Raw genomic sequence first — 23058 nt, 5'->3', positions numbered from 1 at the left:
CCGTCGGGGTCTGCGGCAGCAGGCAGCGTACCCGTCCGGGGACGCGGCCCCGGCGGACCCCCGGACACACCCCGGCCGGACGGCCCCACCAGGACGCCTTCCGCCGCCACGGGCTAGCCTGAGGCACGGCACGACTGTTGATGGACGCTCTAGGAGGCGCACGGATGGCTGCAGGCGCCCCGCGGATCTTCGTGTCGCATCTGTCGGGTGTGCCCGTCTTCGACCCCAATGGCGACCAGGTCGGCCGCGTCCGCGACCTCGTGGCGATGCTGCGGGTGGGCGGCCGCCCGCCGCGGCTGCTGGGCCTGGTGGTCGAGGTCGTCAGCCGGCGCCGCATCTTCCTTCCGATGACCCGGGTGACGGGCGTGGAGTCCGGCCAGGTCATCACCACCGGCGTCGTCAACATGCGGCGCTTCGAGCAGCGCCCCACCGAGCGGCTGGTCCTCGGCGAACTGCTGGACCGGCGGGTGCGCCTGGTGGACGGCGGCGAGGAGGTCACCGTCCTGGACGTGGCCATCCAGCAGCTGCCGGCCCGCCGGGACTGGGAGATCGACCGGATCTTCGTGCGCAAGGGCAAGGGCGGTGCGCTGCGCCGCCGCGGGGAGACGCTGACCGTGGAGTGGTCGGCGGTCACCGGTTTCTCCCTGGAGGAGGAGGGCCAGGGCGCCGAGAGCCTGGTCGCGACCTTCGAGCAGATGCGCCCGGCGGACCTGGCGAACGTCCTGCACCACCTGACGCCGAAGCGGCGCGCCGAGGTGGCCAACGCCCTCGACGACGACCGGCTCGCGGACGTCCTGGAGGAGCTGCCCGAGGACGACCAGGTGGAGATCCTCGGGAAGCTGAAGGAGGAGCGCGCCGCCGACGTCCTGGAGGCGATGGACCCGGACGACGCGGCCGACCTGCTCTCCGAGCTGCCGGAGGAGGAGAAGGAGCGGCTGCTGACGCTGATGCAGCCGGACGACGCGGCGGACGTGCGGCGCCTGCTGTCGTACGAGGAGAACACCGCGGGCGGTCTGATGACCACCGAGCCGATCGTGCTGCGCCCGGACGCCACCGTCGCGGACGCGCTGGCCCGCGTGCGCAAGTCGGACCTGTCGCCGGCGCTGGCCGCGCAGGTGTACGTGTGCCGGCCGCCGGACGAGACGCCGACGGGCAAGTACCTGGGGACGGTGCACTTCCAGCGGCTGCTGCGGGACCCCCCGTTCACCCTGGTCAGCTCGCTGGTGGACGCGGACCTGCCGCCGTTGCGCCCGGACGCCTCGCTGCCGGCGGTGACCAGCTACCTGGCCGCGTACAACATGGTCGCGGCGCCCGTGGTCGACGAGAGCGGCTCGCTGCTGGGCGCGGTCACCGTCGACGACGTACTGGACCACCTGCTGCCCGACGACTGGCGGGAGACGGACTTCCACTCCGAGGAGGCGCTGCGTGGGCACTGAGCGCGGGCGCGGCGATGCGGCGCGCGAGCGGCGCCGGGAGCGGCGCGAGCAGGCCCGGGAGGGGCTCACGGAGCGGCTGGAGGAGGCCGCCGAGCGGCTCCGCAACGAGCGGACGGAACGTTCCGCCGAACGGGCGAGGAGCACGGCTCCCTCGGGGGCGAGCGCGCTGACGCGGTCGCGCGTACGACTGGACCAGCCGCGCCCGGACCGCCGCAAGCTGCTGCCCGAGTACGACCCGGAGGCCTTCGGCCGGCTGTCGGAGCGGGTGGCGCGGTTCCTGGGCACGGGCCGGTTCATCGTCTGGATGACCCTGGTCATCGTGGTGTGGGTGCTGTGGAACGTCTTCGCCCCGGACCCGCTGCGCTTCGACCAGTACCCGTTCATCTTCCTGACGCTGATGCTGTCGCTGCAGGCCTCGTACGCGGCCCCGCTGATCCTGCTCGCGCAGAACCGGCAGGACGACCGGGACCGGGTCACGCACGAGCAGGACCGCAAGCAGAACGAGCGCTCCATCGCGGACACGGAGTACCTGACCCGGGAGATCGCGGCCCTGCGGATGGGCCTGGGCGAGGTCGCCACCCGCGACTGGATCCGCTCGGAGTTCCAGGACCTGATCAAGGAGATGGACGAGCGGCGGCTGTTCCCCGGCGAAAGTGACGAAGGCGACCGCTGATCGGCTTACCTGACGGCTGCTACCGAGCCGTACCATCGGGGACATGGCTACCGAGACACCCTCCGCCGCCGTGCCGGAGCAGGACGCGATCCTGGACGCGCTGGCGACGGTCAACGACCCCGAGATCCACCGGCCGATCACCGAACTCGGCATGGTCAAATCGGTGGAGATCGGCGAGGGCGGCGCCGTCGCCGTCACGGTCTACCTCACGGTGTCGGGCTGCCCCATGCGCGAGACCATCACCAAGAACGTCACCGAGGCCGTCGAGAAGGTCGCGGGCGTCACCTCCGTCGCCGTCTCCCTGGACGTGATGAGCGACGAGCAGCGCAAGGACCTGGCGGCCACCCTGCGCGGCGGCACCGCCGAGCGCGAGGTGCCCTTCGCCAAGCCGGGCTCGCTGACCCGCGTCTACGCGGTCGCCTCCGGCAAGGGCGGCGTCGGCAAGTCCTCCGTCACGGTCAACCTGGCCGCGGCGATGGCGGCCGACGGCCTGAAGGTCGGCGTGGTCGACGCGGACATCTACGGGCACAGCGTGCCCCGGATGCTCGGTGTGGACGGCAAGCCCACCCAGGTCGAGAACATGATCATGCCGCCGTCCGCGAACGGCGTGAAGGTCATCTCCATCGGCATGTTCACCCCGGGCAACGCCCCGGTGGTGTGGCGCGGCCCGATGCTGCACCGCGCGCTCCAGCAGTTCCTGGCGGACGTGTTCTGGGGCGACCTGGACGTGCTGCTGCTGGACCTGCCGCCGGGCACCGGCGACATCGCGATCTCCGTGGCGCAGCTGGTGCCGAACGCGGAGATCCTGGTCGTGACCACCCCGCAGCAGGCCGCGGCCGAGGTCGCGGAGCGGGCCGGCTCGATCGCGGTGCAGACGCACCAGAAGATCGTGGGCGTCGTCGAGAACATGTCGGGCCTGCCGTGCCCGCACTGCGACGAGATGGTGGACGTGTTCGGCTCGGGCGGCGGCCAGAAGGTCGCCGACGGCCTGACCAAGACGGTCGGCGCGACGGTGCCGGTGCTCGGCACGATCCCGATCGACGTCCGGCTGCGCGAGGGCGGCGACGACGGCAAGCCGGTCGTGCTGTCCGACCCGGACTCCCCCGCGGGCGCGGCCCTGCGCGCCATCGCCGGCAAGCTCGGCGGCCGCGCGCGCGGCCTCTCGGGCATGAGCCTGGGCATCACGCCGCGGAACAAGTTCTAGAAGGGAGGTGTGGGCATTCGTTCCGCTGGGGCGGAACGGGTGGGCACACCGGAACGGCGGCCCGCAGGGTCCGCACAGCGTGAAGGGCACCGCCGCCAGGCGGTGCCCTTTCCCGTTCCTACTCGTACGCCGCGAGGTCGATCGCCGAGAAGCCCAGCCCGTACGCGCTCATCCCGCGCCCGTACGCGCCCAGGTGCACCCCGCTCCCGGTGGAGCCGGCCAGCACCCAGCCGAACTCCGACTCGCGGTAGTGGAACGGCGTCGGCTCCCCGTCCACCGGCAGGGACAGCGTCGACCAGTCCGGCCCCGCCAGGTCGTCGGCGAGCTCCCAGGCGGCCTCGGTCTGCTGGTCGAGCCAGTCGCCCCGCCGGGTGTGGTCCATCAGCGGGGGCCAGCTGTAGGACAGCAGCCCCGAGCCGGCCAGCCAGGCCGCGGAGGAGACCGAGGTGGCCTCCAGGACGCCGGTGCCGTCGCCGCTGCGGCGCGGCGGGTTGCCGGCCACGGTGATCACCACCGCGAAGCGGTCCTTCTCCCCGGTGGCGATCTCGCCCCGGGCGGACGGCTCGTCGCCGTGGCCGGTGGAGCCGTGCTCCACGCTGCCGTCGGCGCCCGTGCCGACCTGCATGAGCCAGCGGGGGCCGGTGAAGGCCCCGTCCAGGCCGTACCAGGGGAATTCGGCGCTCAGGTAGCCCGCCGCCCCCCGGCGGGCCGCGGGGACCGGCGCGGCGGCCTCCGGGGGCTGGCCCTGGGCGGCCTGGCCGCCGGTATGTTCCGGGGGCTCGGTCTGCGCGGGCGGTGCGTCCTCGGGGGCCTCGGCAGGCTGCGCTCCTACCCGGCTGCTGCTCGTCGTCTCCATGGGCGGCCTCTCGTTCCGTGGGGTCCGGAACGGCCCTCCCCCTCGCTGCGCTGGGGTGACCCCCCTCCGCGGGCGGCCCGGGTCCGGACAGATGGAGGATAGCCATCCGACCCCGGATCGACGGGCAGGCTGCGGATCAGGTGGCGTCGGCGTCGAAGGGGGTGCGGGGCTCCTGGGCCGGTGCCGAGGGCTTCTTCAGCAGGTCCGGTCCGTTGCCGGGCGCGGGCGTGGCGGAGGGCGCCGGGGAGGCCTGGGCCGGGTCCGCCTCCCGGCCGTTGACCGCGTCGGTGACCTCGTTCAGCTCCTTGCGGAGGTCGAAGCTGCTGCGCAGCTCCTTGAGGTCCTCGTTCTCGGTCATCTGCTTGCGGATGAAGGTCTTGGGGTTCAGGTCCTCGAACTCGAAGTCCTTGAACTCGGGGCCCAGTTCGGAGCGGATGTCCTGCTTGGCGCTGTCGGAGAACGCGCGGATCTTGCGGATGAAGCCGGAGACGTCCTGGATCACCTTCGGCAGCTTGTCGGGGCCGAAGATGAGGATGGCGAGCACCGCGATGGCGGCAAGCTCGAGTGCGCTTATGTCGTTGAACACGTTGCCGCTCCTCGGCTCTCTCCACATCCGGCCCGGTCAACGGTACCCGGCGTTCCTTGCGCTCCCCTACGCCGGTGCGCGACCGTTCACGGATTCACCCGGGCGTCATCCCGTGTTCGTGTCGCGGACCCGCTGTCCGGGCGGCCCGGGCGGCGTCTCAGGAGCCGCTCGCCGAGCCGAGGACCACGTCCAGGGTGCGTTCCCGGCCGTCGCGCAGCAGGGTCAGGCCGAGGCGGTCGCCGGGGCGGTGGGCCCTGATCTTGATGATCAGCTCGTCGCCGCCGTGGACGCGTACGCCGTCCACCTTGGTGATCACGTCGCCGGGCCGGATGCCGGCGCGGGCGCCGGGCCCGTCGGCCACCACGGAGGGCTTGCCGTCCTCGCCCTTGGCGTCGACCCGGGCTCCGTCGCCCTTGTACTCCATGTCCAGGGTGACGCCGATGACCGGGTGGGTGGCGCGGCCGGTGCGGATGAGCTCCTCGGCGACCCGCTTGCCCTGGTTGACGGGGATGGCGAAGCCGAGGCCGATGCTGCCGCTCTGGCGGGTGGGGTCGTCGCCGTCCTCGCCCTTGTCGGCGCCCCGGATGGCGCTGTTGATGCCGATCACGTGGGCGCGGGAGTCGAGGAGGGGGCCGCCGGAGTTGCCGGGGTTGATGGGGGCGTCGGTCTGGAGGGCGTCGACGTAGCTGATGTCGCTGCCGTCGCGCTTGCCGCCGCCCGCGGTGATGGGGCGGCCGGTGGCGCTGATGATGCCCGAGGTGACGGTGTTGGAGAGGTCGAAGGGGGCGCCGATGGCCACCACCGGATCGCCGACGCGGACGTTCTCCGAGTTCCCGAGCGCCAGCGGACGCAGCCCCCGGACCCCGCTGACCTTCACCACGGCCAGGTCGTAGCCGGTGTCGCGGCCCACCAGCTGGGCGGTGACGCTGTCGCCGGTGCTGAAGGTGACCGTTATGTCGCGGGCGTCGGCGACGACGTGGTTGTTGGTCAGGATGTGGCCCTGCTCGTCCAGCACGAAGCCGGTTCCGGTGCCGCTGCCGCCGCCCCCGCTGACGTGCAGGGTGACCACCCCGGGCAGGGCGGTGGCCGCGATGCCCGCCACGCTGTCGGGGGCCCGGCCCTTGTTGTCGGCGGCCGCCTGCGGGAGCTCCAGACGGGTGCCGGTGCGCCGCTCGGCCAGGATGCCGAGGTAGCCGCCGACGCAGCCCGCGAGGAGGGCGATGACGGCGCCGACGACCGCCAGCTGCCACAGCGCGGGCCCGCCGCGCCCCGCCGCGCCCTGGTCGACGACCTGGAGGGGTCCGGCCGCCCAGGGGTCGTAGCGGGGCCCCGGAGCGGCTTCTGCGGCCGGGCCGGGAGCGGGCTCGGCCGGGGGCCGGCCGGGGGCCGCCTCCGGGCCCGGCTCCGGCACGGCGGCGGGCCGGCTCCACCACGTCGGAGCCGGACCGTTCTGCTGACTGTCGGACATGGGCGCTCCCCCGCGGGCCTGGCGCACCGCGGGGCGGCGCGTGTGCCGCAGATTCAACCAGGTGGCCGGGCCCTCCGGGGCCCGGGTCAGCGGGACAGGGACACCGGCTGGGCCGTCGCCGGGACCGAGGCGGACGCCGTCGGCAGCTGTCCCACCGGGATCGGGCCGGTCGTCACGCCGGGGGTCGGGACCCGGTCGCGCACGAAGGCGTCGGTCAGCGGCACCGCGGGTCCGGGCCTGGTCGCCGGCGCCTCGCCGCGGGCGTTCGGCTCGATCCCGTCCAGCGGCAGCGAGCCGCCGAGCGCGATCGCGGCCAGCGACACGGCGCCCGCCGCCACGAAGGCGAAGCGGCGTCTGGGACGTCCCACCTCGTGGATGCGGAAGCCCTCGCGCGGGGCGGCCGGGGCGGAGTACCCGAAGGCGGAGAACGGGTCGACGCCCGGAGCCGGGGGCGCGAGCGGTGCCCCCGGTCCGCCGCCCGGCCGGGCGGGCCCGGAAGGCCCCTCCGGGCCCGCTCCCGGCAGCCCCTGGAGCCGGGCCAGCAGCCCGGCCGACAGCGGTGGCGGTGCGCTCTCCACGAACAGGGTCTTCAGCCGCCGCTGCGCATCGGCCTCGGCCTTGCACTTGGCGCAGGTCGCCAGGTGCGCCAGCACCCGCTCGCGCGCGTCGTGCTCCAGCTCCCCGTCCACCAGGGCGGCGAGCCGGTCGCCCAGGTGCTGTTCGGCGGGGGAGGGACTCGCTCCGCTCACTCGGCTCCGCCCTCTCCCCCGGCGCCCGGCGCGCCCACCGCCACGCCCGCCAGCGCGCGCTGCTCGGCGCGGGCCTCGGGAGAGCGGTGCTTGAGCGCCTTGCGCAGGTGCGAGCGGCCCCGGTGGATGCGGCTGCGGACGGTGCCGAGCTTCACGCCGAGGGTGGCGGCGATCTCCTCGTAGGACAGGCCCTCGATGTCGCAGAGCACCACGGCGGCGCGGAACTCGGGTGCGAGGGTGTCCAGCGCCTGCTGCACGTCGGCGTCGAAGTGGGTGTCGTGCAGGACCTGCTGGGGGGACGGCTCGCGGCTCGGCAGCCGCTCGGCGGCGTCGTCGCCCAGCGCGTCGAAGCGGATCCGCTGCTTGCGGCGCACCATGTCCAGGAACAGGTTCGTGGTGATGCGGTGCAGCCAGCCCTCGAAGGTGCCCGGGGTGTAGGTGGACAGCGAGCGGAAGACGCGGACGAAGACCTCCTGGGTCAGGTCCTCGGCGTCGTGCTGGTTGCCCGTCAGGCGGTAGGCGAGGCGGTAGACCCGCGCGCTGTGCGTGCTGACGATCTCCTCCCATGAGGGAGGGGTCCACGCCTGGGAGCCCGCATCGGCGGCAAAGGTCGCGGTGGTCGCGGTGTGGGCGGAGTGGAAGCGGTCAGCAGTGTAGGTCACGGATTTCGGCTCACCCGCCGACCAGAAGAGACGTCTGAGGACGCCTCCACGATCCACGGGCGCAGCCGCACCTCCCCTGTCGGCTCTGGTGGTGTCCAGTGGAGCCCCTACCATAGCCACCCCTCCCGTCAGCTCTGGATAAGCATTTTTGCAGTAACTTTGCACGGGCCCCGGGGGCCGGACCGCCGATCTGCCCGCAGCCGTCCCCTCTATCCCGCCTCTCACCCTCCCAACGGCCGGTCCCATCTGCGGGTTCCCGACGTCAGCGGATACAGTCACCGTTGCGCCAACTATGGGGACAGGAGAGGGTCATTAGCGGCAACCGGCAGACGAGCTGGGCGTTCGCCGACGCGTTTGTCGCCGAGGACGAAGCCCTGCGATGGGCCCGAGACCGGTCCAGGGAAGCGGGCCTGCGGTCCGTGTCCCCCGGCACCGGGGCCGCGCTGCGCCTGCTCGCCGCGACCGCGGACGCCAAGGCCGTGGCCGAGATCGGCACCGGGACCGGCGTCTCGGGGATCCACCTGCTGCACGGGATGCGGCCGGACGGGGTCCTGACCACGGTGGACCCCGAACCCGACCGGCAGGCCTTCGCCCGCCAGGCCTTCCGCGCGGCCGGCTTCGCGGGCAACCGCGCGCGGTTCATCCCGGGGCGGGCGCTGGACGTGCTGCCGCGGCTCGCCGACGGCGGGTACGACCTGGTCTTCTGCGACGGCGACCCGGCCGAGTCCCTCGACTACCTCGCGGAATCGTTGCGGCTGCTGAGGCCCGGGGGGCTGGTGTGCTTCGAGGGGGTCTTCGCCGACGGGCGCACGGTCGACTCCGCCGCGCAGCCGGTGGAGGTGATCCGGGTGCGGGAGCTGTTGCGCAGCGTGCGGGAGAGTCCGGCGCTGGAAGCCGCGCTGCTCCCGGTGGGGGACGGGTTGCTCTGCGCCGTTCGGCGCTGACGGCGCCGCCGCCCCGGCCGGGCGGGATCGGGCGCCGCCGCGCGGAGCCGCTCCCCGCCCCGCCCTTCCACCGTTCCCGGGGGCTGCGCCCCTGACCCCGCGCCTCGAACGCCGGCGGTGCCGACAGGAAAAAACCCCGCCCCCGCCGCAGGGCGGCGGGGGCGGGGCAAGATCAAGTGGCCGAGGCTCAGCCGACGACCTTCTTCAGGGCGTCACCCAGGGCGTCCGCCTCGTCCGGCGTCAGCTCGACAACGAGCCGACCGCCGCCTTCGAGCGGTACGCGCATGACGATGCCTCGCCCCTCCTTGGTGACCTCGAGCGGGCCGTCGCCCGTCCGCGGCTTCATGGCCGCCATGCTCGTTCCCCTTCCTGAAACCAGCTCATCGTCAGCCGACGGCCCCGTTCAGGCGCCTAGTACCCGGCATCGAACACATTGCTTCCCGGCCATTATCCCGCATGTCAGGACCCGATGACCAACATCGGAAGGGAACGCTTGCGCAACGCGCTCGGCCAAAACCACTCATTTCGGGGATCGAGCTGCGATACTTCGCCGCCGCCCCCGGGGGTGGGGCTCCGCTTTGTTTGACGCACATCACATGCCCGCCCCCCGTCCCGTCCGCCATGCTGGCCCTTGCACCGGCCGGTACCGGCCGGTAGCCAAGCCCGCGACGAAGGGGGACCCCCGCCATGGCCGACAGCGTGCTCTACGAAGTGACCGACGGACTCGCGACCGTCACGATCAACCGGCCCGACGCGATGAACGCCATGAACACGGAGGCCAAGGTCGCCCTGCGCGACGCGGTCCTGGCGGCGGCCGCCGACTCCGCCGTACGGGCGGTCCTGCTCACCGCTGCCGGGGACCGGGCCTTCTGCGTGGGCCAGGACCTCAAGGAGCACATCGGCAACCTCGCCGCGGACCGCGAGAACGGCTCGACGCTCACGATGAGCACGGTCTCCGAGCACTACAACCCGATCGTGCGGGCCCTGACGGAGATGCCCAAGCCCGTCGTGGCCGCCGTCAACGGCGTCGCCGCCGGCGCCGGCTTCGGGTTCGCGCTCGCGGCGGACTTCCGCGTCGTCGCCGAGACCGCGTCCTTCAACACCTCCTTCGCCGGCGTCGCGCTGACCGCCGACTCCGGGGTGTCCTGGACCCTGCCCCGCCTGATCGGCGCCTCGCGCGCCTCCGACCTGCTGCTGTTCCCCCGCTCGATCAAGGCGCAGGAGGCGTACGAGCTGGGCATCGTCAACCGCCTGGTGCCCGCGGAGTCGCTGCGCGCGGAGGCCGAGAAGGTGGCCCGCACCCTCGCCTCCGGCCCGACGGTGGCCTACGCGGCCGTCAAGGAGTCCCTGGCGTACGGGGCCTCGCACTCCCTCGCCGAGGCGCTGGAGCGCGAGGACGTGCTCCAGACCCGCGCGGGGGCCTCCGAGGACCACTCCATCGCCGTGCAGGCCTTCCTCGCGAAGCAGCCGCCGGAGTACCTGGGCCGCTGACGCCTCACCCCTCGCGGGAGACGCAGCCCGCGAGGTGGTCGTTGACCAGGCCGCACGCCTGCATCAGGGCGTAGGCCGTGGTCGGCCCGACGAAGCGGATGCCCGCCTTCTTCAGGGCCTTGGCCAGGGCCGTGGACTCCGGGGTCACCGCCGGCACGTCGGCGGTGCTCCTCGGGGCCCGGCCCGGCTTCTCGGGGGCGTGGGACCAGATCAGCCCGTCCAGCTCCCCCGCCTCCCAGCCGGCCAGCACCTTCGCGTTGGCGAGGGTGGCCTCGATCTTGGCCCGGTTGCGGATGATCCCCTCGTCGCCCATGAGCCGCTCGGCGTCGGCCGGGCCGAACTCCGCGACCGCCGCGATCTCGAAGTCCGCGAAGGCCTTCCGGAAGCCCTCGCGGCGGCGCAGGATCGTGATCCACGACAGCCCGGACTGGAAGGCCTCCAGGCACAGCCGCTCGTAGAGGGCGTCGTCGCCGTGGACGGGCTTGCCCCATTCGGTGTCGTGGTAGGCGACGTAGTCCTCCGTGGACAGCCCCCAGGGACAGCGCAGCCCGCCGTCCGGGCCCGCCACCAGCCCCGTGCCGCTCACCGCTCGTCCTTCGTGAGGTCGACGGCCCGGTCCGCCGGGGCCTGGGCGCGCGCGGCCGTCAGCTCAGCGATCCGCGCGTCCCGCTCGGCCAGCTCGGCCGCGAGCCGGTCCAGTACGTCGTCCACCTCGGACATCCGGTAGCCGCGCGGGGCGACCGGCAGCCGCAGCGCGTCGATGTCCGCCCCGACCACCGGCCGGCTCTCCGGCAGCGCGTCGGCCACCCGGTCCGGCTCGGCCTCGGGCAGTACCGCCTCGGCGCCGCCGCCGACCACCGCGAGGGTGACCGCGGCCACGACCACGACCAGCGCGATCAGCAAGAACCAGAACACGATCAACTCCCCTGAGAGACTCCTGCCCTCAGGTTAAGGTCGCAGACGAGGCGCGAGGGTCGCCGAAGGAGGAAAGAGCAGGATGCTGCGACTGGGCAGGCGCGAGTTCGACACCCACGAGCCGGTGATCATGGCCATCGTGAACCGCACCCCGGACTCCTTCTACGACCAGGGCGCCACCTTCCGCGACGAGCCGGCCCTCGACCGGGTGGAGCAGGCCGTGGCCGAGGGCGCGGCGATCATCGACATCGGCGGGGTCAAGGCGGGCCCCGGCGAGCACGTGGACGCGGTGGAGGAGGCCCGGCGCACGGTCGGCTTCGTCGCCGAGGTGCGCCGCCGCCACCCGGACGTGGTGATCAGCGTGGACACCTGGCGGCACGAGGTCGGCGAGGCGGTCTGCGAGGCCGGGGCGGACGTGCTGAACGACGCGTGGGGCGGGGTGGACCCGAAGCTGGCGGAGGTCGCCGCGCGCTACGGTGCGGGCATCGTCTGCACCCATGCGGGCGGGGTCGAGCCGCGCACGCGGCCGCACCGGACCTCGTACGAGGACGTGGTGGAGGACATCCTGCGCGTCACCGTCGGCCTCGCGGAGCGGGCCGCGGCCCTCGGGGTGCCCCGGGAGTCGATCATGATCGATCCGGGCCACGACTTCGGGAAGAACACCCGGCATTCACTGGAGGCCACCCGCCGGCTCGCGGAGATGACCGAAACCGGTTGGCCGGTGCTGGTCTCCCTGTCCAACAAGGACTTCGTCGGCGAGACCCTCGACAAGCCGGTCAAGGAGCGCCTGCTGGGCACCCTGGCCACCACGGCCGTCTCGGCCTGGCTCGGCGCGCAGGTCTACCGCGTCCACGAGGTCGCGGAGACGAAGCAGGTCCTCGACATGGTCCGCTCGATCCAGGGGCACCGGCCGCCGGCCGTCGCCCGCCGCGGCCTGGCCTGAGGCCCGGCGGGCCGGCCGCGCCGCCGGAGCGGCGCGGCCGGAGCCGCTACTTGCCGACTTCCTTCGTCACCAGCGCGATCGCCTCGTCCACGTCGTCCGTGACGTGGAACAGGTAGAGGTCCTTCTCCGAGGCCTTGCCCTGGGCGATGACCGTGTCGCGCAGCCAGTCGATCAGGCCGCCCCAGTACTCCGTGCCGAAGAGCACGATGGGGAACCTGGTGATCTTCTGCGTCTGGACCAGGGTCAGCGCCTCGAACATCTCGTCCAGGGTGCCGAGCCCGCCCGGCAGCACCACGAAGCCCTGGCTGTACTTCACGAACATCGTCTTGCGGACGAAGAAGTACCGGAAGTTCAGCCCGAGGTCGACGTGCTGGTTGAGCCCCTGTTCGAAGGGGAGCTCGATGCCCAGGCCGACGGAGATGCCGTTCGCCTCGCGGGCGCCCTTGTTGGCCGCCTCCATCGCGCCCGGACCGCCGCCGGTGATCACCGCGAACCCGGCCTCGACGAGTGCGCTGCCGATCCGTACGCCCGCCTCGTACTCCGGCGAGTCCACCGGAGTACGGGCCGAGCCGAACACGCTGATCGCGGGCGGCAGCTCCGCCAGGGTGCCGAAGCCCTCGATGAACTCCGACTGGATGCGCAGGACCCGCCACGGGTCGGTGTGCACCCACTCGGAGGGCCCGGCCGAGTCCAGCAGCCGCTGGTCCGTCGTACTGCCGGCCTGCACCTGGCCCCGCCTGCGCAGCACCGGCCCGAGCTGCTGCTCCTCGGGCCGACGGCGGGCCGAACCTTCAGGGTTGCCCATGATGTGCTCCCTCCTGCTGATCGTTGGATCAGGTTAGGCGCACAAAAGTGACGGGAGGGGGAATTCAGGAGGTCAGCCAGGCGCGGAGTCGTTCCTCGCAGTGCAGGATGGCCTTCGTCTCGACCCGCTCGTCGACCTTGTGGGCCAGCAGCGCGTCGCCCGGACCGTAGTTGACGGCCGGTACGCCGAGCGCGCTGAAGCGGGAGACGTCCGTCCAGCCGAACTTGGGCATGGGCCGCCCGCCGACCGCCTCCATGAAGGCCGCGGCGGCCGGGTGGGACAGGCCCGGCAGGGCGCCGCCGGAGGAGTCGTCGATCACGAACTCGGCGATGTCGCAGTCCGCGAAGACCTCCCGGACGTGGGCCAGCGCGTCGGCCTCGCTGCGGTCGGGGGCGTAGCGGAAGTTCACGGTGACCGTGCAGGCGTCCGGGATCACGTTGTTGGCGACGCCGCCCTCGATGCGGACCGCGTTGAGGCCCTCGTGGTACTCCAGGCCGTCGATGACCGGCTTGCGGGGCTCGTACGCGGCCAGCTTCGCCAGGATCGGGCCGGCGGCGTGGATGGCGTTGGAGCCCATCCAGCTGCGCGCGGAGTGGGCCCGCTCGCCCTCGGTGCGCAGCAGCACCCGCAGGGTGCCCTGGCAGCCACCCTCGACCTCGGCGTTGGAGGGTTCCAGCAGGACGGCGAAGTCGCCCGCCAGCCAGTCGGGGTGGGCGTCGGCGACCTTGCCGAGGCCGTTGAGGTCGGCGGCCACCTCCTCCTGGTCGTAGAAGACGAAGGTGAGGTCGCGGTTGGGCTCGGGGACGGTCGCCGCGATCCTCAGCTGTACGGCGACCCCGGACTTCATGTCCGTCGTGCCGCAGCCCCACAGGACGTCGTTCTCGTCCAGGCGGGACGGGACGTTGTCGGCGATCGGCACGGTGTCGAGGTGCCCGGCGAGTACGACGCGCTCGGCGCGGCCGAGGTCCGTCCGGGCCACGACGTTGTTGCCGAGGCGGTCGACGGTGAGGTGCGGGAGGGCGCGCAGCGCGTCTTCCACGAGGTCGGCGAGGACCTTCTCGTCGCCGCTCACGGAAGGGATGTCGACGAGCCGGGCGGTCAGCTCGGCAGCGTCCAGGGTGAGGTCCAGCTCGGATTCGGACATGGAACTGACCCTAACGCCCCGGGATGGGCGGGAAGCGGGAGCGTCCGCCCGGTGGACGGTTTATCGGCCTCAAGTACGGTGGGCCGCGTGTCCGAGACCGATCGCTCCCGCCCCCGCCGCCGCCGGCCGTTCCGCAAGGCCGTGGGCCTGGTCGTCCTGCTCGGGGTGATCGGGTACTTCGTCGTCCAGCGGGAATCCAACAACGGCGCCTCCTTCTGCACGGCTTCGGCGACCGGGACGGGTTCCGCGGGCGCGGGGACCGTCCAGACGTACGAGATGACGCCGGAGCAGGCGGCGAACGCGGCGACGATAGCCGCCGTCGGGATCTCCAAGGGGCTGCCGGACCGGGCGGTGACCATCGCGCTGGCGACGGCGATGCAGGAGTCGGCGCTGCGCAACCTCGACCACGGGGACCGCGATTCGCTGGGCCTGTTCCAGCAGCGGCCCTCGCAGGGCTGGGGGACGCCGGAGCAGATCATGGACCCGGTGTACTCGGCGGGGATCTTCTACGACCGGCTGGCGGAGATCAAGGGCTACACCCGGCTGCCGCTGACGGTGGCCGCGCAGAAGGTGCAGCTCAGCGGTTTCCCGCAGGCGTACGCGAAGCACGAGCCGGACGCGACGGTCCTGACGGCCGCCTTCGGCGAGAACGGCACGCCGGCCTCCCTGGCCTGCTCCGGCCCGGCGCCCTCGGCGGGCGATCCGGAGAAGGTGCGGGCGGAGCTGGCGCGGGCCTTCGGGGCGCCGGCCCGGGAGGCGCTGGGCGCGGGCCGGGCGGGTGCTCCGGCGGGACGGCCGGCGGCGGGCGGGTCCGTGCCGGAGCCGGAGGTCGGGCTGCGGCTGAAGGAGGGCGGCGGCCCGGCCGAGGCGCGGCGCGGGCGGGCGATGGCCCACTGGGCGGTGGCCCGGTCGAAGGAGCTGGGGATCGCCCGGGTGTCGTACGACGGCTCCTCCTGGGCGGCCGGCCGGGACGGCGGCGCGTGGCAGGGCAAGAGCGGCGGCAGCGGCCGCAAGGCGGGTGCCGGGGATCCGCACGACGCGGCTCCGGGCGAGGTCCGGATCTTCGTGTCCCGCGGCCACGCCCGCTGAACCCCGTCGCCCGCCGGTCGGTGCGGGCCCGCCCGCTGCGGGCCCCCTCGGCGCGGGCCCGGCGGCGGCCCGGACCGCGTACGCCCCCGGCGCGCGGGCGGGGCGGCCGTGATGCCGCGGTGGCACGGTCACGCGTACGCCCCGTCACCCGGGAGGGGTGTCCACGCGTTCGGGCCGTACACCCGGAAGGCGGACAGAACCGCAGGTCAGTGCGGGTCCGATGAGCTTGTCACGGAAGCCGATTAAACGATGCGTTACTGATCCTTTACCCGGCGGGTCCGCAACTCCCCCCACCCCGGGAGCGGTTGTACACGGCGTACTCAGCCGCTACCGCTTAGGAGCATCATGTCCCTCCCCCTGACCCGTCGGATCGCCCGCGCCGCGCTTCTCCTCGCAGCCGGTACCGCTCCCGTGGTCGGTGCGGCAGGCGCCGCCAGCGCGGCCGACGCCGTGGGCCTGGAGTCCCTGCCGATGCTGAACACGCTCACCGCCCCGGACACGGCTGCGGCCACCGACGCCGCGCACACCGCCACCGAGGCCCTCCCGGCCGCCGCCCCCGTCGCCGGTCCCGCCTCGGAGGTCGTCGGCGGCGCCGGCGGCGCGGGCCAGACCCTGGGCGGCCTGCCGGTCGCCGGGCAGGCCCTGGGCGGGGGCCTGCCGGGCGGCGGCCTTCCCGGCGGCGGCCTGCCGGGCGGCCTGCTGGGCTGATCCCGCCCGCACGCCTGAACGCCCGAGGGGGCCGGGAGCCGATGCTCCCGGCCCCCTCGGGCCGTTCCAGGCGGGCCGTGCGTCAGCCGAGGCGCTTGACCGCGGCGGCGACGCGCTCGTCGGTGGCCGTGAAGGCCACCCGGACGAAGTTCGCGCCCGCCACCCCGTAGAAGTCGCCCGGCGCGACCAGGATGCCGAGCTCGGCGAGGTGCGCGACGGTGTCCCAGCACGGCTCGTCGCGGGTCGCCCACAGGTAGAGGCTGGCCTCGCTGTGCTCGATGCGGAAGCCGTGCGCCTCCAGGGCCGTGCGCAGCGCCTCGCGGCGGGCGGCGTAGCGGCCGCGCTGCTCCTCGACGTGGGCGTCGTCGCCGAGGGCCGCCACCGTGGCCGCCTGCACCGGGGCGGGGGTCATCATGCCGCCGTGCTTGCGGATCTCCAGCAGCTCGCCGAGGACGGCCGCGTCACCGGCGATGAACGCGGCCCGGTATCCGGCCAGGTTGGAGCGCTTGGAGAGCGAGTGGACGGCCACGAGTCCCTCGTACGAGCCGCCGCACACGTCGTCGTGGAGCACGGAGACGGGCTCGGCCTCCCAGCCCAGCTCCAGGTAGCACTCGTCGCTGAAGACCAGGATGCCGTGCTCGCGCGCCCAGGCGACGATCCGGACGAGGTCCTCCTTCGGGATGACCTTCCCGGTGGGGTTCGACGGGGAGTTGAGCCACAGCAGCTTCACGCCCGCCGGGTCCAGCTCCATCGGGTCGTCGTAGACGACGGCCTCCGCGCCGCACAGCCGGGCGCCGACCTCGTACGTCGGGTACGCGAGCCGCGGGTAGGCGACCTTGTCGCCGGCGCCGAGGCCCAGCTGGGTCGGCAGCCAGGCCACCAGCTCCTTGGAGCCGACCACCGGCAGCACGTTGCGGTGTCCGGCGGCGCTCGCGCCGAGACGGCCCCGCACCCAGCCGGTGATCGCGTCGCGCAGCGCGGGCGTCCCCCACACGGTGGGGTAGCCCGGGGAGTCGGCGGCGGCGACCAGGGCGCGCTGGATCAGGTCCGGCACCGGGTCGACGGGGGTGCCGACGGACAGGTCGACGATGCCGTCAGCGTGGGCCGCCGCCGTGGCCTTGTACGGCTCCAGCTTGTCCCAGGGAAAGGCGGGAAGACGGTCGGATACTGCGGCCACGGTGCTCTCTGCTCTCTGTCAGGTGCGGGGGCTGGGTCGTACCGGGAAACGGCTCGGTCCCGCGCGGCAGCAGTGCCGTACGGGACCGAGGGACGCATCTGCCGTGAACGGTCAGTGCTCGCCGGGGTTGATGTCGGCGGGCAGCGCCGCGACGAAGGGGTGGTCGCGCTCGATCAGGCCGAGCTTGGAGGCACCACCGGGCGAACCGAGCTCGTCGAAGAACTCGACGTTCGCCTTGTAGTAGTCCTTCCACTCCTCCGGGGTGTCGTCCTCGTAGAAGATGGCCTCGACGGGGCAGACCGGCTCACAGGCGCCGCAGTCGACGCACTCGTCCGGGTGGATGTACAAGGACCGCTGGCCCTCGTAGATGCAGTCGACGGGGCACTCTTCGATGCAGGCCTTGTCCTTGACGTCGACACAAGGCTCCGCGATGACGTAGGTCACGCTCTCGTTCCTCCTCGGTAGGGCTGTCCATTCGCGCGGGAGCGCGGCGTCGTCGATGCCCGCACCTAGTATCTCCGTTCCCGGGCACGATCCGAACAGGAGGGGCGGACAGAGCTGTGGAAATCACTGCCGGTGGGCTGCTGGAGATCCGTATTACCCCGGCTGACGTGGGTAAACGAGTCTCTGTACGACGGGTGGAGGACGGCGGGAGCGGCGCTCCGGTGTTCGCGGACGCGGTCGGGGTTCTCACATCCTGGACCCGGGGTGTGCTGACGATCACACGCAAGGACGGCGTGTCCGTCCACATCCCGGAATCGTCGCTGGTCGCGGGCAAGGTCGTGCCCCCCGCACCGGCCCGCCGCAGGGGTCCGGCGGCCTCCTTCGAGGAGCTGGCGCGGGTCACGTCGCGGGCCTGGCAGCCGCTGGAGAGCGAGCCGCTCGGCGGGTGGACGCTGCGCGCCTCCGCCGGGTTCACCCGGCGCGCCAACTCCGTGCTCCCGCTCGGCGATCCGGGCATACCCCTGGACGAAGCACTCGCGCGGGTGACCTCCTGGTACGCGGAGCGGGACCTCCCGGCGTACGTGCAGGCCGCCACGGGCGCCGCCGGGACGCAGGAGCTGCTCTGCGCGGAGCTGGAGCGGCGCGGCTGGGTCAACGAGGTGTCGGCGGAGGTGCGCGTCGGGGCGCTGGCCCCGGTGGGCGACCGGGACGCGGACGTGGCGGCGGTACGCCTGACCCGCGAGCCGGACGAGCCGTGGCTCGCCCGCTACGGGAAGGTCCGGGACCCGGAGCTCGCCCGGCGGATGCTGGTGGAGGGCCCGTCGGTGTGGTTCGCCTCCCTGGACGGCGGCCGGGCGATCGGGCGCTGCGTGGTGGACGGCCGGTGGGCCGGCTTCGCGGCCGTGACCGTCGCCCCGGAGGACCGGCGGCGGGGGCTGGCGACGGCGGTGATGACGGCGCTGGCCCGGCGGGCGCTGGAGGAGGGCGCGTCGGCGGCCTGGCTCCAGGTGGAGACGGACAACCCGGCGGCGCGGGCCCTGTACGACGGCATGGGCTTCGCCGCGCACCACGCCTACCACCACTTCCGGGCGGCGCGGTGAGCACGCGGGAGCAGTTCGCGGCGGAGGCCCGCGCGGAGCGGCCCGATCTGGCCCGGCTGTGCCTGCTGCTGGCCGCGGAGGCGGATCCGGAGCTGGACGAACGGGCCATGGACCGGGCCGAGATCGAGCTGGACCGGCTCGCGGGGATGCTGCCGTACGGGCTGCGGGACCCGCGTGCGTGGGCCTCGGCGGTGACGGAGCTGCTGGGGGGCCGGCTGGGCTTCCACGGCACCCCGAACGACTACGACCGGCTGTCGTCCTCCCTCCTGCACGAGGTGCTGATGCGGCGGCGGGGCCTGCCGATCCTCCTCTCGGTGGTGTGGCTGGAGGTGGCCCGGCGGGCGGGCGCGCCGGTGTACGGGCTGGGGCTGCCGGGGCACTTCGTGGTGGGCTTCGGGGACCCGGAGGACTCGGTGGTGGTGGACCCCTTCGCCGGCGGCGCCTCGCTGGGCGCGGGCCCGGCGGAACTGGCGGCCTCCCCCAAGACCCCGGCCCGCACCCTGGACATCGTGCTGCGGATCCTGAACAACATCCGCGCCTGGGCCTCCTCCCGCCCGGAGCACTCGGCGGTCGCCCTGTGGGCCCTGGACCTGTCCCTGCTCCTGCCCTCCCACCCGGCGGCGCTGCGCTACGAACGGGCCCGGCTGCTGGTGGAACGGGGCGCGTTCCGGGAGGGCGCGGCGGAACTGGAGGGGTACGCGGAGGTCATGGACGCGGTGGACAAGGACGAGGCGGCGCGCATCCGCGGCGAGGCCGTGGCGGCTCGCGCCCTCCTGAACTGACCCCCCTTCTGCGCCTGCCTCCGGCCGTCGGACCGGGGGCGGGGCCGGGTGGGGTGGCCGGTGCCGGTGGTCGGGTGCGGGTGGTGTGCCGCTGCGCGGAGGGGGTCCCCTACCCGCCCTTCCACCGTTCCCAGGGGCTCCGCCCCTGACCCCGTACGGCGCCACCGCGCCCGCGCCTCAAACGCCGGCGGGGCTGAATCAGCCCCGGCCTACAGCCACCCCTTCTCGCGGGCCACGCGAACGGCTTCGGTGCGGTTGCGCGCCGCCAGTTTCTGGATGGCCGTCGACAGGTAGTTGCGGACCGTGCCCGGGGAGAGGTTCAGGCGGGCCGCCAGTTCGGCGTTGGTCGCGCCGAACTCGGCCGCCCGCAGGACCTCCCGCTCGCGGTCCGTCAGGGGGTTCGCGCCCTCCGCCAGGGCCGCCGCCGCGAGGGTGGGGTCGATGACGCGCTCCCCCGCCAGGACCCTGCGCACCGCGTCGGCGAGCTGGGCCGCGGGGGCGTCCTTGACCAGGAAGGCCGAGGCGCCCGCCTCCATCGCGCCGCGGAGGTAGCCGGGGCGGCCGAAGGTGGTCAGGACCACGATCTTGACGGCGGGCAGGGCGGCCCGCAGCTGCGCGGCGGCCTCGATGCCCGTCATGCCCGGCATCTCGATGTCGAGGAGGGCCACGTTCACGTCGTGGGAGCGGGCCGCCCCGACCACCTCGTCGCCGCGGGCGACCTGGGCCAGGACCTCGATGTCGGGCTCCAGGCCGAGGAGGGCCGCGAGGGCCTCCCGGACCATCGACTGGTCCTCGGCCAGGAGGATCCGGATGGGGGCGGTGCCGGCTTCGCTCATGACCCGGATCCTAGGGGGACCCGCGCCACCAGGCGGAAGCCGGACTTGCCCGCCGGACCGGCCGACAGGGTGCCGCCGACCGCCTCCAGGCGTTCCGTCAGGCCGGTCAGGCCGTTGCCGGGGACGGCGGGGCCGCCGCCGGTGCCGTCGTCGGTCACCGTCAGTTCGACGACCGGGCCGGCGAGGGTCTGGCGGGTGGCCAGGGTGACCGTGCAGCGCCGGGCCCCGCTGTGCCGGACCACGTTCGTGACGGCCTCGCGCAGCGACCAGGCCAGTGCGGACTCCGTCTCCTCCGGGAGCGCGGTGTCCTCGGGGCCCGCCGGGAGGTCGGCCGCCACGCCCGCCGCGGCCAGCGCCGTACGGGCGCCCGCGAGTTCGCCGGGCAGGGTCGGCCGCCGGTAGCCGCTGACGGCCTCCCGTACGTCGACCAGCGCCTGCCGGCTGACCCGCTCGATGTCCGCCACCTGCTGGGCGGCCCGCTCGGGGTGCTCGGGCAGCATCCGGCCCGCCAGCTCGCTCTTGAGCGTGATCAGCGACAGCGAGTGGCCCAGCAGGTCGTGCAGGTCGCGGGCCATCCGCAGGCGCTCCTCGTTGGCGGCGAGCTCGGCCACCGTGGCCCGGGCCTGGCGCAGCTCCATCGTGGTGCGGATCATCGCCCGGACGCCGACCATCGCGAACCCGCCCATCAGCGCCGGGATCAGCAGCCCGGCCAGGTACTCGGTGCCGCCCGGGACCGCGAGGGCCACCGCCGTCAGCAGCGCGGTCGCGCCCGGGACGGTCCAGCGGGACACCTCGCCGGGGAGGGCGGCGCCGGAGGAGATGGAGACGTACACGAAGAGCACCAGCCATTCGCGGCCCAGGGTCAGCGACAGCACGGTGGCCTGTGCGGCGAGCACCGCCAGGGAGACCAGCACCCTGGGCACGGGCATCATCCTGACGGTGCGGAAGACCAGCACCAGGTACCAGCAGGTGAAGGCCAGCAGGCCCAGGCCGCCGAGCAGCCGGGCCCCGGTGCTGTGTCCGCCGTTGACCAGGTCGGTGACGGGGGCGCTGAGGTAGAAGAGCCAGATGCCGATCCACAGGCTCTTCACCACCTTGTGGGTGGTGGTCTCCGGTGGCTGGCCGATCCGGTGCGGACCGTCGGTTCCCTGCGTCAGCGCCACTGCCTCAGGCCTTCAGTGAGTCCTTGCGGTACAGCCAGGCGGCCGCACCGGTGAACAGTACGAAGTACACGGCGAGGATCGCCACGTCCTTGGCGTGCGGGGCGCCGCCGAGCTCGATGGCCTGGCCGAGGCCGGCGTACGCGCGGGTCGGCAGCCACTCGCAGATGTCGCGGAGCCACTGGGGGAAGTTCGCGGTGGGCATCCACAGGCCGCCGAGGATGGAGAGGCCGAAGTAGAACAGCATGGTGATGGGGCGGACGTTGTCCCCGCTGGCGAGGTAGCCGATGGCCACGCCGAGGGCGGCGAAGACGAGGCTGCCGGCCCAGATCGCGCCGGTGAGGGCGAACCACTGCCAGGCGTCGAAGCGCACGCCCTTGGCTCCGGCGGCGACGGCGAAGACGACCAGGATGGAGGGCAGGGACAGCACTCCGGCGCTGGCGGTCTTGGCGAGGACGTAGCCGTGTCCGGGCAGGGCGGTCAGCCGCAGCTGGCGCACCCAGCCCTTCTCGCGCTCCTTGGCGATGCGCTCGCTGTTGCCCATCAGCACGGCGGTCAGGGCGCCGAAGGAGGCCATGGCGACCATGTAGAAGGCGGGCATGGTCAGTTCGGTGCCCATGACCTTGGTGGTGCCGTCCAGGGTGCCGCCGAGCATCAGGAAGAGCGCGGCCGGGTACATGACGGTGAAGAACAGGTACTTCTTGTTGCGCAGGGCGCGGGAGATCTCCAGCTTGACCAGCCGCAGGGTGCCGGTGTTGACGGTGCTCGTCATCGGGTGGCCTCCTCGGCCTCGGTGAGGGCGATGAAGGCCTGTTCCAGGCCGAGGCCGGCGACCTCCAGGTTGCGGGGGTAGAGCCCGAGCGCGTACACGGCCTGCACGGTGGCGTCGGCGTCGCGCGACTGGAGGCGCACGGAGCGGCCGGTGAGGTCGAAGGCGGTCAGGCCGGGCAGTGCGCGCAGGGCCTGCTCGTCGACGGGGCCGTCGAGGTCGAAGGCGACCTTGCGGGCGCCGGCCTTGGCCTTGATCTCGGCGGCGGTGCCGTCGGCGAGCAGCCGTCCCTTGTTGAGGACGAGGACGCGGTCGGCGATCGCGTCCGCCTCCTCCAGGTAGTGGGTGGCGAACAGGACCGTGCGGCCCTGGGCGGCCTGTTCCCGCATGGTGGCCCAGAAGGCCTGGCGGGAGGTGACGTCCATGCCGGTGGTGGGCTCGTCGAGGACGATCAGGTCGTTCCGGCCGGCGGTGGCGAGGGCGAAGCGCACGCGCTGTTCCTGGCCGCCGGAGAGCTTGTTGACGAGCCGGCCGGCGATCTCCTCGACGCCGGCCCGGCTGAGCACCTCGTCGACCGGGTACGGGCGCGGGTGCAGGGCGCAGCCGAGGGTGACGAGTTCGCGTACGGTCACGTCCTCCATCAGGCCCCCGCTCTGGAGCATGGCGCCGACCCGGCCGGCGGCGATGGCCTCGCGGGGGGTGGTGCCGAAGAGGCTGACGGTGCCGGAGTCGGCGGGGCGCAGGCCGAGGAGGAGGTCGAGGGTGGAGGACTTGCCGGCGCCGTTGGGGCCGAGGAGCGCGACGGTCTCGCCCGGGTGGAGTGCGAGGGAGAGGCCGTCGACGGCCCGGACCTTGCCGTAGCTCTTGGTCACGTTCCGGAAGGACACCACGGTGCCGGTGTCGCCGGATCCGCCCGCGGGGCCCGGGGCGGCGGGGTGTGCCGCTGTCGTCGTCGTCATGCATCGAGGTTCGCCCGTACGGGGGTGCGGGCGGCAGTGTCGCGGGTCGTGACTCCCGTATGACGGATGTCATGCGGGGGACGTGACAGCCCTGGTGGCGGGGGTGCCGGGGATGCGGCGAAGCCCCTTCCCGGGGCTCGGGGAGGGGCTTCGCGGGG

At 73.5% G+C, this 23058-nt stretch carries 26 protein-coding genes; 10 read left to right on the top strand and 16 right to left on the bottom strand.

The window, feature by feature from the left end; all coding sequences use genetic code 11:
• Positions 1-164 precede the first annotated feature (164 nt).
• The 3 genes from ACIPW5_RS14995 to ACIPW5_RS14985 all read left to right on the top strand — a co-directional run bounded on the left by ACIPW5_RS14995 (position 165) and on the right by ACIPW5_RS14985 (position 3313).
• The gene (locus tag ACIPW5_RS14995; RefSeq protein ID WP_125602977.1) at positions 165-1436 is read left to right on the top strand and encodes a magnesium transporter MgtE N-terminal domain-containing protein; all 1272 of its coding nucleotides are present in this window, start codon (positions 165-167) and stop codon (positions 1434-1436) included.
• A 166-nt stretch (positions 1437-1602) separates the two neighbouring features.
• Complete coding sequence (locus ACIPW5_RS14990) at positions 1603-2109, top strand: DUF1003 domain-containing protein (protein WP_401244875.1); 507 nt, start codon at positions 1603-1605, stop codon at positions 2107-2109.
• An 88-nt stretch (positions 2110-2197) separates the two neighbouring features.
• Positions 2198-3313: an Mrp/NBP35 family ATP-binding protein gene (locus ACIPW5_RS14985; protein WP_401244873.1), complete on the top strand. Its 1116-nt coding sequence runs from the start codon at positions 2198-2200 to the stop codon at positions 3311-3313.
• A gap of 118 nt (positions 3314-3431) precedes the next feature.
• On the opposite strand, the gene ACIPW5_RS14980 is transcribed toward ACIPW5_RS14985, so the two are convergent.
• From ACIPW5_RS14980 to sigE, 5 genes are all read right to left on the bottom strand, one after another.
• A complete protein-coding gene (locus ACIPW5_RS14980) occupies positions 3432-4169 on the bottom strand; it encodes a hypothetical protein (RefSeq protein ID WP_401244708.1) in 738 nt (245 codons plus the stop codon).
• A gap of 136 nt (positions 4170-4305) precedes the next feature.
• Positions 4306-4755, bottom strand: a complete 450-nt coding sequence (locus ACIPW5_RS14975) for a sec-independent translocase (protein WP_401244706.1) — start codon at positions 4753-4755, stop codon at positions 4306-4308.
• A gap of 157 nt (positions 4756-4912) precedes the next feature.
• The gene (locus ACIPW5_RS14970) at positions 4913-6223 is read right to left on the bottom strand and encodes a S1C family serine protease (RefSeq protein ID WP_401244704.1); all 1311 of its coding nucleotides are present in this window, start codon (positions 6221-6223) and stop codon (positions 4913-4915) included.
• Between the two features lie 86 nt (positions 6224-6309).
• On the bottom strand, positions 6310-6972 hold the full coding sequence (locus ACIPW5_RS14965) for a zf-HC2 domain-containing protein (RefSeq protein ID WP_401244702.1): 663 nt from the start codon (positions 6970-6972) through the stop codon (positions 6310-6312).
• Positions 6969-7748, bottom strand: coding sequence for an RNA polymerase sigma factor SigE (gene sigE, locus ACIPW5_RS14960; RefSeq protein WP_401244700.1), 780 nt, complete (start codon positions 7746-7748; stop codon positions 6969-6971). The genes ACIPW5_RS14965 and sigE overlap by 4 nt, the downstream gene beginning before the upstream one ends.
• 167 nt (positions 7749-7915) lie before the next feature.
• On the opposite strand from sigE, the gene ACIPW5_RS14955 reads away from it, so the two are divergent.
• Positions 7916-8578 (top strand): O-methyltransferase, encoded by a 663-nt coding sequence (locus tag ACIPW5_RS14955; RefSeq protein ID WP_401244698.1) that lies wholly within the window; start codon positions 7916-7918, stop codon positions 8576-8578.
• A 187-nt stretch (positions 8579-8765) separates the two neighbouring features.
• Here ACIPW5_RS14955 and ACIPW5_RS14950 read toward each other — a convergent pair whose 3' ends face one another.
• The gene (locus ACIPW5_RS14950) at positions 8766-8933 is read right to left on the bottom strand and encodes a DUF3117 domain-containing protein (RefSeq protein WP_003966491.1); all 168 of its coding nucleotides are present in this window, start codon (positions 8931-8933) and stop codon (positions 8766-8768) included.
• A gap of 332 nt (positions 8934-9265) precedes the next feature.
• Here ACIPW5_RS14950 and ACIPW5_RS14945 point away from each other — a divergent pair, with 332 nt between their 5' ends.
• On the top strand, positions 9266-10069 hold the full coding sequence (locus tag ACIPW5_RS14945) for an enoyl-CoA hydratase/isomerase family protein (RefSeq protein ID WP_401244697.1): 804 nt from the start codon (positions 9266-9268) through the stop codon (positions 10067-10069).
• Between the two features lie 4 nt (positions 10070-10073).
• Here ACIPW5_RS14945 and ACIPW5_RS14940 read toward each other — a convergent pair whose 3' ends face one another.
• Positions 10074-10655 (bottom strand): DNA-3-methyladenine glycosylase I, encoded by a 582-nt coding sequence (locus tag ACIPW5_RS14940; protein WP_401244695.1) that lies wholly within the window; start codon positions 10653-10655, stop codon positions 10074-10076.
• Entirely contained in the window at positions 10652-10984 is a 333-nt protein-coding gene (locus ACIPW5_RS14935) for a DivIVA domain-containing protein (RefSeq protein WP_401244693.1), read from the bottom strand. The genes ACIPW5_RS14940 and ACIPW5_RS14935 overlap by 4 nt, the downstream gene beginning before the upstream one ends.
• Positions 10985-11066: 82 nt before the next feature.
• Between ACIPW5_RS14935 and folP the strand changes: the two genes are divergently transcribed.
• Positions 11067-11927, top strand: coding sequence for a dihydropteroate synthase (gene folP, locus ACIPW5_RS14930; RefSeq protein ID WP_401244691.1), 861 nt, complete (start codon positions 11067-11069; stop codon positions 11925-11927).
• 46 nt (positions 11928-11973) lie between these two features.
• Here the strand turns inward: folP and ACIPW5_RS14925 are convergent, their stop codons facing one another.
• Complete coding sequence (locus tag ACIPW5_RS14925) at positions 11974-12732, bottom strand: TIGR00730 family Rossman fold protein (RefSeq protein WP_401244689.1); 759 nt, start codon at positions 12730-12732, stop codon at positions 11974-11976.
• Positions 12733-12796: 64 nt separating this feature from the next.
• Entirely contained in the window at positions 12797-13876 is a 1080-nt protein-coding gene (gene dapE, locus ACIPW5_RS14920; protein ID WP_401244687.1) for a succinyl-diaminopimelate desuccinylase, read from the bottom strand.
• Between the two features lie 78 nt (positions 13877-13954).
• Here dapE and ACIPW5_RS14915 point away from each other — a divergent pair, with 78 nt between their 5' ends.
• Together ACIPW5_RS14915 and ACIPW5_RS14910 are read left to right on the top strand one after the other, a co-directional pair.
• Positions 13955-14965 carry a hypothetical protein gene (locus ACIPW5_RS14915; protein WP_401244871.1) on the top strand — a complete coding sequence of 337 codons (1011 nt, stop codon included), beginning with the start codon at positions 13955-13957 and terminating at the stop codon, positions 14963-14965.
• 345 nt (positions 14966-15310) lie between these two features.
• Complete coding sequence (locus ACIPW5_RS14910) at positions 15311-15673, top strand: ATP-binding protein (RefSeq protein ID WP_401244685.1); 363 nt, start codon at positions 15311-15313, stop codon at positions 15671-15673.
• 82 nt (positions 15674-15755) lie between these two features.
• Here ACIPW5_RS14910 and dapC read toward each other — a convergent pair whose 3' ends face one another.
• A complete protein-coding gene (dapC, locus tag ACIPW5_RS14905) occupies positions 15756-16850 on the bottom strand; it encodes a succinyldiaminopimelate transaminase (protein WP_401244684.1) in 1095 nt (364 codons plus the stop codon).
• 111 nt (positions 16851-16961) lie between these two features.
• Entirely contained in the window at positions 16962-17294 is a 333-nt protein-coding gene (gene fdxA / locus ACIPW5_RS14900) for a ferredoxin (RefSeq protein ID WP_393716662.1), read from the bottom strand.
• A 116-nt stretch (positions 17295-17410) separates the two neighbouring features.
• Between fdxA and ACIPW5_RS14895 the strand changes: the two genes are divergently transcribed.
• Entirely contained in the window at positions 17411-18394 is a 984-nt protein-coding gene (locus ACIPW5_RS14895) for a GNAT family N-acetyltransferase (RefSeq protein ID WP_401244682.1), read from the top strand.
• Complete coding sequence (locus ACIPW5_RS14890) at positions 18391-19176, top strand: tetratricopeptide repeat protein (protein ID WP_401244681.1); 786 nt, start codon at positions 18391-18393, stop codon at positions 19174-19176. The genes ACIPW5_RS14895 and ACIPW5_RS14890 overlap by 4 nt, the downstream gene beginning before the upstream one ends.
• Before the next feature lie 209 nt (positions 19177-19385).
• Here the strand turns inward: ACIPW5_RS14890 and ACIPW5_RS14885 are convergent, their stop codons facing one another.
• The 4 genes from ACIPW5_RS14885 to ACIPW5_RS14870 are packed head-to-tail and all read right to left on the bottom strand — an operon-like array spanning position 19386 to position 22900.
• Positions 19386-20012 carry a response regulator transcription factor gene (locus ACIPW5_RS14885; RefSeq protein WP_401244679.1) on the bottom strand — a complete coding sequence of 209 codons (627 nt, stop codon included), beginning with the start codon at positions 20010-20012 and terminating at the stop codon, positions 19386-19388.
• A complete protein-coding gene (locus ACIPW5_RS14880) occupies positions 20009-21175 on the bottom strand; it encodes a sensor histidine kinase (protein WP_401244678.1) in 1167 nt (388 codons plus the stop codon). The genes ACIPW5_RS14885 and ACIPW5_RS14880 overlap by 4 nt, the downstream gene beginning before the upstream one ends.
• 4 nt (positions 21176-21179) lie before the next feature.
• Entirely contained in the window at positions 21180-21944 is a 765-nt protein-coding gene (locus ACIPW5_RS14875) for an ABC transporter permease (RefSeq protein ID WP_401244676.1), read from the bottom strand.
• The gene (locus tag ACIPW5_RS14870; RefSeq protein ID WP_401244674.1) at positions 21941-22900 is read right to left on the bottom strand and encodes an ABC transporter ATP-binding protein; all 960 of its coding nucleotides are present in this window, start codon (positions 22898-22900) and stop codon (positions 21941-21943) included. Before ACIPW5_RS14870 ends, ACIPW5_RS14875 begins: the two co-directional genes overlap by 4 nt.
• Between the last annotated feature and the right edge of the window lie 158 nt (positions 22901-23058).

This window comes from Streptomyces sp. NPDC090077 (assembly GCF_044747545.1).
GTDB lineage: Bacteria > Actinomycetota > Actinomycetes > Streptomycetales > Streptomycetaceae > Streptomyces.
The sequence above is the reverse complement of the archived record's forward strand: the minus strand, read 5'-3'. Positions and strand labels throughout refer to the sequence as shown.

Bases quoted from the DNA above. Each gene is read 5' to 3' on its own strand.
- ACIPW5_RS14995 (WP_125602977.1), top strand. From the start codon at position 165: ATGGCTGCAGGCGCCCCGCGGATCTTCGTGTCGCATCTGTCGGGTGTG.
- ACIPW5_RS14980 (WP_401244708.1), bottom strand. From the start codon at position 4,169: ATGGAGACGACGAGCAGCAGCCGGGTAGGAGCGCAGCCTGCCGAGGCC.
- ACIPW5_RS14970 (WP_401244704.1), bottom strand. From the start codon at position 6,223: ATGTCCGACAGTCAGCAGAACGGTCCGGCTCCGACGTGGTGGAGCCGG.
- sigE (WP_401244700.1), bottom strand. From the start codon at position 7,748: ATGGTAGGGGCTCCACTGGACACCACCAGAGCCGACAGGGGAGGTGCG.
- ACIPW5_RS14950 (WP_003966491.1), bottom strand. From the start codon at position 8,933: ATGGCGGCCATGAAGCCGCGGACGGGCGACGGCCCGCTCGAGGTCACC.
- ACIPW5_RS14945 (WP_401244697.1), top strand. From the start codon at position 9,266: ATGGCCGACAGCGTGCTCTACGAAGTGACCGACGGACTCGCGACCGTC.
- folP (WP_401244691.1), top strand. From the start codon at position 11,067: ATGCTGCGACTGGGCAGGCGCGAGTTCGACACCCACGAGCCGGTGATC.
- ACIPW5_RS14925 (WP_401244689.1), bottom strand. From the start codon at position 12,732: ATGGGCAACCCTGAAGGTTCGGCCCGCCGTCGGCCCGAGGAGCAGCAG.
- dapE (WP_401244687.1), bottom strand. From the start codon at position 13,876: ATGTCCGAATCCGAGCTGGACCTCACCCTGGACGCTGCCGAGCTGACC.
- ACIPW5_RS14910 (WP_401244685.1), top strand. From the start codon at position 15,311: ATGTCCCTCCCCCTGACCCGTCGGATCGCCCGCGCCGCGCTTCTCCTC.
- ACIPW5_RS14885 (WP_401244679.1), bottom strand. From the start codon at position 20,012: ATGAGCGAAGCCGGCACCGCCCCCATCCGGATCCTCCTGGCCGAGGAC.
- ACIPW5_RS14875 (WP_401244676.1), bottom strand. From the start codon at position 21,944: ATGACGAGCACCGTCAACACCGGCACCCTGCGGCTGGTCAAGCTGGAG.
- ACIPW5_RS14870 (WP_401244674.1), bottom strand. From the start codon at position 22,900: ATGACGACGACGACAGCGGCACACCCCGCCGCCCCGGGCCCCGCGGGC.